Origin of the sequence: Lactococcus garvieae subsp. garvieae (assembly GCF_029024465.1) — a bacterium.
Taxonomy (GTDB): domain Bacteria; phylum Bacillota; class Bacilli; order Lactobacillales; family Streptococcaceae; genus Lactococcus; species Lactococcus garvieae.
This window is the reverse complement of the sequence record NZ_CP118950.1, coordinates 1,071,591-1,084,511: the sequence shown is the minus strand read 5'-3', so window position 1 is coordinate 1,084,511 and position 12,921 is coordinate 1,071,591. Positions and strand designations below refer to the sequence as shown.

The 12,921-nt window shown below is 36.5% G+C and carries 8 protein-coding genes; 7 read left to right on the top strand and 1 reads right to left on the bottom strand.

Annotated elements, in window-relative coordinates; genetic code table 11:
* The first annotated feature begins 6 nt into the window (after window positions 1–6).
* From PYW30_RS05350 to PYW30_RS05320, 7 genes are all read left to right on the top strand, one after another.
* On the top strand, window positions 7–624 hold the full coding sequence (locus PYW30_RS05350) for a class I SAM-dependent methyltransferase (RefSeq protein ID WP_042218217.1): 618 nt from the start codon (window positions 7–9) through the stop codon (window positions 622–624).
* Between the two features lie 116 nt (window positions 625–740).
* A complete protein-coding gene (locus PYW30_RS05345) occupies window positions 741–1,922 on the top strand; it encodes an AI-2E family transporter (protein WP_042218215.1) in 1,182 nt (393 codons plus the stop codon).
* A complete protein-coding gene (locus PYW30_RS05340; RefSeq protein WP_042218213.1) occupies window positions 1,922–3,163 on the top strand; it encodes a tetratricopeptide repeat protein in 1,242 nt (413 codons plus the stop codon). Before PYW30_RS05345 ends, PYW30_RS05340 begins: the two co-directional genes overlap by 1 nt.
* Before the next feature lie 198 nt (window positions 3,164–3,361).
* A complete protein-coding gene (gene alsS / locus PYW30_RS05335) occupies window positions 3,362–5,029 on the top strand; it encodes an acetolactate synthase AlsS (RefSeq protein WP_014024806.1) in 1,668 nt (555 codons plus the stop codon).
* 722 nt (window positions 5,030–5,751) lie between these two features.
* Window positions 5,752–8,823: an AAA domain-containing protein gene (locus PYW30_RS05330; protein WP_042218210.1), complete on the top strand. Its 3,072-nt coding sequence runs from the start codon at window positions 5,752–5,754 to the stop codon at window positions 8,821–8,823.
* A 379-nt stretch (window positions 8,824–9,202) separates the two neighbouring features.
* Window positions 9,203–10,012, top strand: a complete 810-nt coding sequence (locus PYW30_RS05325) for a PhzF family phenazine biosynthesis protein (RefSeq protein WP_042218208.1) — start codon at window positions 9,203–9,205, stop codon at window positions 10,010–10,012.
* Between the two features lie 162 nt (window positions 10,013–10,174).
* Entirely contained in the window at window positions 10,175–11,503 is a 1,329-nt protein-coding gene (locus PYW30_RS05320) for a C39 family peptidase (protein WP_042218206.1), read from the top strand.
* Window positions 11,504–11,633: 130 nt separating this feature from the next.
* On the opposite strand, the gene PYW30_RS05315 is transcribed toward PYW30_RS05320, so the two are convergent.
* Complete coding sequence (locus PYW30_RS05315; protein ID WP_042219922.1) at window positions 11,634–12,893, bottom strand: IS110 family RNA-guided transposase; 1,260 nt, start codon at window positions 12,891–12,893, stop codon at window positions 11,634–11,636.
* Between the last annotated feature and the right edge of the window lie 28 nt (window positions 12,894–12,921).

Below are 12,921 nucleotides of genomic sequence, written 5' to 3'. Positions count from 1 at the left end.
TCCAAAATGCCATACAAAAATCACAATTACGAAAAAGAATCAGAAAAATTCTATGATAATATCGCCCAGCATTTTGACCACTCCTTTGATGGTTTCCTTGCTTCATTTTTCAAAAAGTTTATTGTCAAACATTTGGAAGTGCCCAAAGATGCCAGTATTCTTGATATTGGCTGTGCCAATGGTACCCTTCTGTCCATGCTCAGTAAGCAGACAAATATTTCGGGGGCAGGTTTAGACATTTCTTCTGAAATGGTTAAGGTTGCCAGCCAACGTCATCCTCAGTTTGAATTTAAGCAAGGTAGTGCGGAAGCTGTTCCATTTCCGAAGCATGATTTCGATATTATCACTTGTTCAGCCAGTTTTCATCATTTCCCTCATCCCGATCGCTTTTTGGATGAAGCCAGCCGTTTGTTAAAAAAAGACGGTAGATTGGTCATCGCGGAAATTCATATCCCCGTAGTGACGAAGCTTTATAATTGGCGACTGAACCGCTTTTCAACTGAAGGTGATGTCAAAGTTTATCACCCTAAAGAGCTGGTAAGCCTCTTTCAAGCAAAGGGCTGGAAAATTGTAAAGCGCAAAATTTTTCTTCAAATTCAATATTATGAACTAAAAAAGCTGTGAACACAGCTTTTTTACATAAATGAAATTATGTAAACGAAGAGCCTTCTATGTCAATATTATTGGGATTATGTTATAATTTAAACAGTATTTTACACATTAGAAGGGGAAAAAATCCTATGGAAAAACAAAATTTCAGAGCCTCTGTTTTTTTCAAATGGTTTGTAAATAATAAAGTCGTGACGGCGCTCTTGGTGGTCTTACTTTTATTACTTAATATTCTATTACTCAGCAAAGTTAACTTTATCTTTGCACCAATTGCCGATTTTCTGACCATTGTTTCATTACCTGTCGTTTTAGCAGCCGTGTTTTATTACTTGCTTAATCCGATTGTTGATTATCTTGAAAAGAAACGCGTGCCACGTATCGCCAGTATTATTGTACTTTTTATACTCATTGCTGGTTTGTTAGTTTGGGGTCTGGCTTATGCCATTCCTTCTATCTCAAACAGTGTGGCAAGTTTCTCTAAGCATGTGCCAAACTATGTCGAACAAATGCAAGAAGAAGTAAATAAACTCTTGACCAATCGTCATTTTGAGCAATTCCGCCCACAAATGGATAATTTCATGGATTCCCTGGGGAATAATATCGTGGACTGGTCGAAAAACTTTTCAACTGCTGCTTTTAGCTCAATCACTGATGTGATTACACGTACAGCAAGTGTCTTTATCTCACTGGTTATCTTCCCGTTTGTCCTCTTTTATCTTTTACGAGACGGGAAAAATTTGAACGGCTATATCACACATCTTTTACCTGTAAACTGGCGCAAAGATACTTCAAAAATCTTGACGGAGATGAACTCACAACTTGCAAACTACGTACGTGGTCAAGTTATTGTTGCGATTGCAGTTGCTTTGATGCTTGCGATTGGTTTACCAATCATTGGTTTGCGTTACGGGATCACACTTGCTATCTTGTCTGGACTCTTTAACTTGATTCCATTCCTTGGATTCTACTTGGCCATCATTCCGGCTATGATTATCGGTTTAGCAACAGGTGGACCAATCATGTTGCTTAAAGTCTTGATTGTCTATATCATTGAACAAACACTTGAAGGACGTTTCGTTTCGCCTTTAGTTTTAGGTAAACAATTGAGCATTCACCCAATCACAGTTCTCTTTGTACTCTTAACGGCCGGCAAAGTCTTTGGCTTATGGGGCGTTCTACTGGGAATTCCTTTCTATGCAGCAGCCAAAGTAATTATCACACATATCTATGATTGGTACCGTGAAATTTCAGAACTTTATCAACCTGTTGATTTGGGCAATACAAGTGAACTTGAAAAAATAGAGGAGAACTAATGTCTTATTCAGAAGATACCATTGATTTTCTACATAAAGGTGATTTGATTGGGATGCATAATGCTTTGAGCAATGCGCTCAAGCATGATAATGAAGAAATGCTTGCGGATTTAGCAGAATACTTACAAATGATGGGGTTTATCGATGAGAGCCATCAAGTGTATGATAAGATTCTGGGTGATAATCCTGAAAGTACCGACTATTTGATTAATCTGGCGGAGATTGCAGAGGATGATGGACAGATTGATGATGCTTTAAACTATCTCTACCAAATTCCTGCTGGAGATGAAAACTATGTGGCTGCTTTGATTCAAATTGCGGATTTGTATCAGTTTGAAGGCGACTTTGAGACGGCCATTAGCAAGCTTGAAGAAGCACGTGAACTTTCCGATTCGCCATTGATTACTTTTGCGCTTGCGGAAAGTTATTACGAGCAGGGCGCTTATCAGGAAGCTATCCAAAACTACGCCAAGCTTTCTGTACGTGAAATTTTACAGCAAACCAAAATCTCTACTTATCAGCGTATTGGTGAATCCTATGCACATCTAGGGAATTTTGAAAATGCGATTTCCTTTTTAGAAAAGTCTTTGGAGTTTGATAAAACTGCCGATACGATTTATAAAATTGCGCTACTTTATAGCGAGTTGGACAATCAAGCCCGTGCGATTAGCTATTTCAAACAGCTTGAAGACTATAATACAGATTTGCTCAATTACGAGTTAGCCTATGCCCAAACACTGGAAGCAGACCGTCAGTTTGATGAAGCTGCTCGTGTGGCGCAAGAAGGGTTACTGAAAAACCCGAATTCGGCTTTATTGTTGCATTTTCTCTCGAAGCTGGCTTACAGTCAAAAGGACCAAGCAGCTGCAGAACGTTACTTGATGGATGCGCTGAATGTTGCGGAGCTCCATGACGAAACAGTGTTCCTCCTTGCAAACCTTTATTTCAACGAGTCAGACTTTGAAGCTGTGATTCGCTTGGAAGATTTGTTAGAAGAAGAACATATCTTGGCGCAGTGGTTGTTTGCACAAGCTCATAAAGAGCTGGAAAATGATGCACAAGCAGAAGCCCTCTATACAGAGCTCTTGTCGACTGCCTTGACTGATAATTCAGATTTCTTGAAGGATTATGTTGATTTCCTTTTGCAAATCGGACAAAATGAGAAGGCACAAACCTATATTAAACAATATTTGGAGCTCGTGCCAGAAGATGAAGAAATGAGAGGACTGTTGTTCGAGTAATCGAGCAATGGTTTTTTTATTGAAGTAAGATGACAAAGTCTGTAATATTCCATAGGAGGAGATGTAAGCGTTTTAGGTGTGAATATCTTGTGAAAGCAGACTACATATACATTCTTCAAGCCCGATTTTTGTAAATTAAAATGTTTTCTGCTAAAATTGATTGTGAAGATTGTGAATCTTAATTGAAATGGAGAAGAAATGACTGATAAAAAATTCGGCTCAGACTTAGTTGTAGATAGTTTAATTAACCATAATGTAAAATATGTTTTTGGTATCCCTGGTGCCAAAATTGACCGCGTATTCGACCGCTTGGAGCATGATCCAAAAGCGCCAGAATTAATCATTACTCACCATGAGCAAGGTGCTGCTTTTATGGCCCAAGCTGTGGGACGTATCACGGGGGAACCTGGTGTTGTTTTGGTTACTTCTGGACCTGGTGTATCAAACTTGGCAACGCCACTTTTGACAGCAACATCTGAAGGGGATGCGATCCTTGCTATTGGTGGTCAAGTAAAACGTGCTGACCGTTTGAAACGTGCGCACCAATCTATGGATAACGCTCAAATGATGGCGCCTGCTTCAAAATATTCACAAGAAATCTTGGATCCATCAACAATTTCTGAAACAGTAGCCAATGCTTACCGTATCGCTAAAGGTGGTCGTGCAGGTTCAAGCTTCTTATCTATCCCACAAGACGTGACAGATTCAGAAGTTTCTGTGAATGCCATCAAACCTTTGTCAGATCCTAAGATGGGTAATGCCTCAATCGATGACATCAACTATTTAGCGCAAGCGATTAAAAATGCTGTATTACCTGTTATCCTTGTTGGTGCTGGTGGTTCAGATGAAAAAGTGGCCAAAGCTTTGCGTAACTTGCTTTCACACGTGTCTATTCCGGTCGTTGAAACTTTCCAAGGTGCAGGTGTGATTTCGCGTGACCTTGAACATACCTTCTTTGGTCGTATCGGTCTTTTCCGTAACCAACCAGGAGATATGTTGCTCAAACGTTCAGACTTAGTCATCGCCGTTGGTTATGACCCTATCGAGTATGAAGCACGCAACTGGAATGCTGAAATTGATAGCCGTATTGTTGTTATTGACAACGCCATTGCTGAGATTGATACCTATTACCAACCCGAACGTGAATTGATTGGTGATATTGCTCAAACATTGGAAAACCTTTTGCCAGCAGTTCGTGGCTACAACTTGCCAGAAGGTTCAGTTGAATACCTTAAAGGTTTGCGTGACGTCATTAACCAACACGAATTTGACGTTGAAGCAGCTGAAGAAGGACGTTTGCACCCACTTGACCTGGTAAGCACTTTCCAAGAAGTTGTTAAAGATGATGAAACGGTGACTGTTGACGTTGGTTCACTCTATATCTGGATGGCACGTTACTTCCGTTCTTATGAACCCCGTCACTTGCTCTTCTCAAATGGTATGCAAACACTAGGTGTGGCCTTGCCTTGGGGTATTACAGCCGGCTTGCTCCGCCCAGGACACAAAGTTTATTCTCACTCTGGTGATGGTGGTTTCCTCTTCACCGGACAAGAACTTGAAGTTGCCGTTCGCCTTAACTTGCCATTGATCCACATCATCTGGAATGATGGTCACTATGACATGGTTAAATTCCAAGAAGAGAAAAAATACGGCCGTGCAGCAGGTGTAAACTTCGGTAGCGTTGACTACGTGAAATATGCGGAAGCTATGGGTGCCAAAGGCTATCGTGTTCACAGCGCAGAAGAACTCAAAGAACTCTTGGAATCAATCCCTGAGAGCACAGGACCAGTAGTTATTGACGTTCCTATCGATTATTCTGACAATATCAAATTGGCGGATACGCTTTTGCCGGAAGAATTTTATTGATAATGACAGATAACTTGTGAAAGAATGATATATAGTTATTGAAGACCTTGAAATCATTGCGTTTCATGGTCTTTTTTTTTGTGAAAAATATTGAACTGGATTTCTTTAGAAAATACTTTTATTTGCCCAAAATTGCCTATGATTAACATTTTTCATGCTCTTTTTTATGCCTAAGAGCATTTTTGAAAATCGCCAAATGCTCTTGTGAGAGTATGAACAGAAATAATGAAAGAGGATGGGTATAGACCAAATATTATTTTCAAGTGTAATTCTATTATTCGTGAGATAGAAATAGGTGGGGAAATTACTTTTGCTGTTAAAAATAAGGTTCTAACAACTAGAAGACCATTCTAATTGTTAGAGCCTTATTGGATATATTAACATTTCATATAAGCATTTTCTTCCATGATTTCAGCAATGGAATAATCCATAAGTTTCAAAATAAAAATTATTCTGTTGATGTGCAGACAATACACGTACAAAATTTATTATACGAAGGTTGAATTTAGGTATGAGAGGTGGTTCCTTACAATGTTGCTCTAAAATCGATTCGAGATGCCTCTCAGGAAGCGTTTTTCGATTTTTATTTCTTTTAACAAAAAGCTCTTTGTAGGAAATTTTAAATAGTATATCCGCTTAACATGATATAATTAGTTAACTTACGAAATTGAAGGAAAATTTTTTATGAATATCTTACAAATGAATCCACAAAGTGGCGTGAAATGATGAATCAAAAAAATAATATCTTAGATGCATGGATTTTGATAGAACAACTTTCTGAAGGAGACATCAAATTAAAAGACAAAAGGTTAAGAACAATTAGTGAGGGTGAAAGAAGTTTTCAACAGCTTTTTGCTAAAGTGATTGAAAAAGAGGGGGCGAATTTGTCGGAGAGAGCTCTTAAAAAATCTGGAATTGTGTTTTACTTTGATATTTTTGATTTTAAAGAAATTATTGATATTATAAGAGACATGTTTCATATTTCTCCCCCTACTTCTTACGAGGAAATAAAGCAATCAAATAAATTTACTTTTGCTTTATATTTCGATTATCAACTTAATTTTCAAGCGGATAAATTCTTTCGTTCTATTAGTGGCTATATTAGATATAAAAAAGAGATACCAGAGGATTTCTATAAAATTGAAATAGCTGCAAGGGATAGAATAAGTGAGCAGTTTGAAAATGGAAGTTTTGATAAAACTATTTCTTGGCTTTTAAAAGTGTATAATGTTCATTTAGGAAAATGTAGATATAGTTTTATAAAAAATTTAGAGAGCGATGCTATAAACCTGCATTCATTTTTTATCAATGATCTTCGAAAAGCAAAAAATGTCTCAAGTGAAAATTTGGAAAGATATTTTGAAGGTTTTTCTGGAAATAGACAAAACTTAGATAGTCAAAATACTAGTATAGGATTTTCAGAAAGAATTTTTGAAGAAATTTTACAACCTAAATTCTATCCTCTTGGGAGATTTCCAACAAATCCTAAGCATAAATTGTCATTTATGCAACAAGTAGCGGTTAATCTAGCATTACACGATTCAAATGATATTAGAAGTGTAAATGGCCCTCCTGGTACAGGTAAGACTACTTTATTAAAAGATATTTTTGCTGACTTAGTTGTTCAACAAGCCTATGAAATTTCTAAACTCAAAAATAAGAATTTGAAGGGAAGTATAAAGGCTTATAAAGAATCAACCCTAGCAATTTTACCAAGAGAAATTTCAAATAAGAATATTGTAGTAGCAAGTTCAAATAATAGTGCTGTTCAAAATATTGTAAAAGAATTACCACGTTTGAAGGATATTGATAGGCAATTTCAATATGTTAGTTATTTCAAAGATTTATATGAATTACCCAAAGATGATAAATTATCAAAAGATAATGAAAAATATTGGGGATTATTTTCTCTTGAAGGCGGTAAATCGTCTAATGTCAATAAGCTGCTAGCACAAATTAAGAAAATAAAAGGATATCTATCTACTGAATATGAATCTGATAGTAATGTTTATTCTAAATTTATCCAAAAATATAACGATTTAAAAGCTGAAATAAGTGATATTCAAAAATATGCTGATTCACTAAAAGAATTGAAAAAAGCAAGAGCTGTATTTAAAGATAAGTTGGAAAAGTTTGAATCTGAGAATGAGCAAAATTCTGCTGAAATTTTTCATCAAAAAGAAATTGTTGAAAATGAGTTGCAGCTAAATTTAGAAGAACAAGCTCAGTTAAGTTTTGAAAATTCAAATATTATTCATGAACTAGATTCATTAAATTTGAATAATAGTCAATATCAAAAAGAATACAATCTGTTGCTTTCAAGAAGGCCCACGTTTTTCAATATTAGAAAATTATTTAATTCAACGATAGTAAAAAATTATCAGAATGAGTTATCTGAATCAATTGTCAAATCGGGAGACTTAACAAATAAATTGCTAGAAGTTCAGACTTTAAAGATGGAACTGGACAAAAAAGTGGGAATTTTAGCAGATAATTATAAAAGAAAATCAAATTTTTTAACTAAAAAAGTCAAAGATTACGAAAAGTGGCTAGATTCAAGTAAAAAGGAATTAAGCACTGCAAAATCAAAAATTGAAATCTTAAAAAAGGAAATAGAAAATTGTCAAATTGAGAGTATTAATCCTAAATTAAGCTATGAAGAATTTCAAAAATCAAATCCTTGGTTCTCTGATGATTTGAGAATAAAACAATCGGAATTATTTATACTAGCACTTAAAGTTCGAGAACAATTTTTATATGAAAATTCAAAACATTTAAATTCAGCAATTCTTGCATGGAATATGCAAGAAGAAAATATTGCTAAGGAACATGGGCAAATGTTGTTGAGAGAAGCGTGGCAATGGATAAATTTTTCTATCCCCGTTATAAGTACAACTTTTGCTAGTTTTGGTAAGATGTTTAGATTTTTAGAGAAAGATTCAATAAGTAATTTGTTCATTGATGAGGCGGGGCAAGCGTTACCTCAAGCTAGTGTCGGTGCGATACTCAAAAGTAGGAAAATAATGGTTGTTGGAGACCCTTCTCAAATCAAACCTGTGCTTAACCTTGATTCGACAATGCTTGCTTTGATTGCCAGACACCATAAAGTTGATGAAAATTTTGTTTCTCTTGATGCTTCGACACAAAGTTTGATTGATAGAACTAGCCAGTATGGCTATCAAACAAATGAGTCTGAATGGATTGGAATACCTTTGTGGGTTCATCGGCGATGTAAAGATCCTATGTTCTCGATTTCCAATGAAATATCATATAATAATTTGATGGTTCAGGGAAATGATGAAAATAATATAGGAAAAGCTAAATGGATAGACTGTTCAGGAAATGCTAACGATAAATTTGTTCGAGAACAATCAAAATGGCTAGAGCTAGAAATCAAACGGAGATTGGAAGAAAGTCCTGAATTGATTGATAAAATATATATTATAACGCCATTTTCTAATGTTGCTTATAATTTAGCAAAGGACTTAGATAAAATTGGCTTTACAAAAAGAGACAACGAAACCCATAAGCCAACTAATGTGGGGACTGTTCACACTTTCCAAGGAAAAGAGGCTAAGATTGTATATTTTGTCTTAGGTGCAGATGAATCATCCAAGGGAGCTGCTAGATGGGTGTTTTCTAATCCTAACCTGATGAATGTAGCAGCAACCAGAGCAAAAGAGGAATTTTATATTATTGGTGACAAAAAGTTGTATGAAAATTTAAAGAACGACATTATCAACACTACAATTGATAACATTGATAAAGTAAATAAAAATAGTTTTCAATATTAACAAAATGAGAAAAACTTTGAAGTAAAAGAGAACTCTGTCTATTTCAGAAAATTCTTATAAATTTTGCTAGAATGAATGAGAGTATGGCGAATGTAAAACTTCAAAGCAGCTTGCCCATACTTGCCGAAAAACTATGCTCTTTTCATGCTCATATTAAAATAACTCTCCAAATAGTGCCAGAAAACATTGATTTAACGGCATTCCAAAACTAATTAATATTACCTGAAGAATTTTATTGATAACTTCAGATAAAGAATAAAATAAGTAAAAACTTGATAATGTCGACATTATCAAGTTTTTTTAATTCATATGGCTCCCTATTGTAATTTATAGTATATAATAAAGGTACACTTAAAACCAGTACTATGAGGAGTAATTCATGCCCTACGACATTATCAACGCCTTCACCGGCAAGGAGAGTTTAGGAAATCCCGCAGCAGTCTATATCTTAACCCAACAACTCCCAAAAGAGCAGCTTCAAAAGATTGCTTTGCCTGAAACCTCTTTTATCTATAAAAATTTAGAAAATGAATGGGAAATCCAGTGGTTCAGTCCTAAAAGAGAAGTTTTACTATGTGGGCATGGTCTGATTGCGGCGGCTTTTTTCATCAAACAGAAGTTAGAAAAAGAGCGTAAAATTTTTAACTTTAAATCTAAATCTGGAAAATTGACTGTCGCCATGCACAATGATCAATTTATCTTAAACTTTCCAAGTCAACAGCTTTTTCCAAAGCCGATCACTGAAAAAATGAAAGCATCTTTCCCAGGAGCAATCATTCAAGAAGCTTATACTACTCAAGAAAAAGATCACCTTGTGCTTGTACTAGATTCAGAAATAGCAGTAAATAATGCAAAACCACAGATAGCTATCATTAAATTATTAGCTCCTCATGCAGTCACCATCACAGCAAAAGGAGCAGAGGTTGATTTTGTATCCAGGTATTTTGCACCTCATGGTGGTGTAGATGAGGACCCCGTGTCGGGTTCGTCACATACACGCTTGGCACCATTATGGGGAGAAAAGCTAGAGAAAACAAAACTCATCGCCAAACAACTCTCTAATCGTGGTGGCTTGATTGCTTGTGAAATTGAGGGTGAAAGAGTTAAAATCTCTGGTCAGGCAACTCTTAGTGCAGAAAATAAGGATTTAAAAGAGGATTCTATTACGGAAATTTCTTGGAGTAAGTAAGACGGCTATTTTAAAGGTTCTTTTCATAACTTCTCGATGAAATTGTACATTTCTGGCAAATATAGTTAAATAGATCTGTTAAAGAGAGGTAGAGATAGAAAATATAAGAATAATATTGTAAAATTATTTAAAGGGAGTATTTCTGTATCTAAAAGGAGATTTATGAAAAAGAAAATTATTTTATCATGCTCTGTGGTGATGGTAAGTTTTTTATTGGGGGCTCACAGTCATCTGAGCGCTGAAACCATGGAAGGTCTGGATGAGGACACCGTAAATGTAAATATTACTGATAACAGTACGAGTAGTTCTGAAATATCACATAGTAGTGATGCAACATCCCCATCAAGTAGCGAGACAATTAGCTCTAACCAAAGCCAACTTCCTTCAGAAAGTACGAGCGAGGAAGCGAGTTCTGAAGAAGAAATAAACACTGTTCCTTCAGTAGATGAAGCATCAAAAATTTCAGATTCATCGAGCAAAGATACCACAACTGCTCAGCAGAAAGCGACATCAGAAAAGAAAGAATACATTACTGTATATCGACTTTATAATAAGCGAAACATGGAACATCTTTATACAACGGACAAAAATGAGATGACCACACTTCTCAAAATCATGAATAGTGATTGGAAATATGAAGGGGGAGCTTGGATGTCTCCTAAAACTGCAGGAGCGTCTGTCTATAGAGTTTATAATCCAAAATCTGGAGAACACCTATACACCAAAGATAGCTATGAAGCTAAGGTTCTAAGTTCGAAACATGGATGGAAAAATGAAGGACGAAAATTCTTTTCCGATAATAGTGGTATATCCGTTTATCGTCTTTTTAATGCTCAAGCAGGTATTGGCGCACATTTTGTAACTCGTGATGCTTATGAAAAGAAAGTTCTTACGTCAAAAGGTTGGAAATACGAAGGAATTGCCTGGAAAAGCAGTAATACACCATTAGTTGTAGATTATACACCACCTAAAACCCCAGTCCCTCCTAAACCACACGCCAAATCTCCTGTTTATTTTTCACAGTTAAATTCACGTTGGTCACGTGTGCCATTAAATAATTCAACAGTAGGTGTATCGGGATGCGTACCAACAAGCTTGGCTATGATATTCAAGGGGAGTTATGGAATGAATGTTGATCCAGGTACAGTTGCAATTCGTGCAAATGGTATTAGTCACCAAAGTTTTGGCTTATCGGGAAAAGACCTGTTAAATACAGTGAAGGCTTATGGTCGTTCAGTAGAACAAATTAGTAGCCAAAATCGTGCGATTACACTGCTCAAATCGGGTTATCCACTGGTTTTTTATATTAATGTTGGTATAGGGCATGCAGTAGTTGTTTACGGTTATAATAATGGGACGGTGAATGTATTTGATCCCTACAATCGACAATTTTATCCGAGTGGTCGAGCAAGCTTGACTTCTATCTGGAATAAACCATCAGCCGATCCTATGGATTGGGATGCTGGACGTCCAGTATTTGCAGTGAAATAAGTCTAGTGGTATTAAGTCAAATGATAAGTTGCTAGATTCTGAGTAAAAATCTTGAAAAAAGACAGCACGAAAGAATCTAGTAAAATTTGGCAAATTTTACTAGGCTAGACAAGGAATTGTGCAGATAAAACTAATTATCTTCCATAAACCTCCTTGGTGGCGTATAGAGTTGGTGGTTGCGTAGTAGCACATCCACCAGACGCACAAGTTTTCTTGCGGTTAAAACGACGGCTCTTTTGTGTTTATGTTTGGGGACTTCATCTTTCTTTTTCTTGTAAAACTCTGCGTATTCCACGTTATGTCTTCGTACAGAGTTGGCGGCTTCAACTAAGTAATAGCGAAGATAACGATTGCCTCGTTTTGCAAGAGAAGTATTTTGAGATGAGGTATTGCCAGATTGTGTTTCTTTCCAATTCAAGCCAGCATATTTAGCGACTTGAGGATGGTCTTTAAAGCGTTCAATCTGTCCTATTTCAGCGATAATTCCTGCAGCGAATACCTTTCCAATACCAGGTACACTGGTCAAACATTGGTATTCAGGGATAATTTCTACCATGTCTTCAATGGCTCGATCAATTTCTTTAATCATCTTCTCTAAACTCCGTATTTCGCGAGCAAGGAGACTGAGTACAATATTGACAGAATCTTGTTGGACGAGTGATAAGCGGTAACTTCCTTTTATGGCAGCTTTTATTGCTTTTGCAAGTTTCTCAGGAGCTTTGAAGCGACCTCGCCCGAGTTTCTGGATGAGTTCCGTGAAATCTTCAAGAGGAGTATTTGCGAGTTCATCTAGCGTGTAATCTTCGGTCATGAGTGTCATAATTGTGGCAGACCAAACAGAGGTACTCAATTCTTCATTCTTTAATTCCGCAGAGAGCGTATTGCACTTGTAGTAGATGTTTTCAATGAAGTGTTGTTTTGTACGTACTAATTGTTCCACGAGCTGAAGTCGAGTTCTTGTGAGATGTTGTAGTGCCAGATACTTTTCTTCTTTAAGATAAGATCTTGTAAAGCGTTCAATGCGGAAGTAATCCGCGATGTAGAAAGCATCAAGGGTATCATTCTTGTTTTCTTCGAATGCCTCACGATATTTCTTTATTTTGGCTGGTTGTTCCACCATGACCTCGACTCCGAGCTGCTTTAACTCCGAGTCTTCGTGGAAGAACATTGCAGGATGAAAACTGTAGAGGGATGTGGCTTCCATGCCAATGACGACTCTATTAAATTCATACTTTTCGTTAAGTGAGAGTACTTGTTCTTTGATTTCAGAAGCACCAATCATATCATTGGTAAGTGAAGCAGCGTACAAGACTCCAAGTTCCGTGTCATTTGACATGATGCACACATCGAGTTTGGTAGAGCTGACGTCTAAACCGACAAAACATTTCATTTGGAAGGACCTCCTTTCATTTGATTAG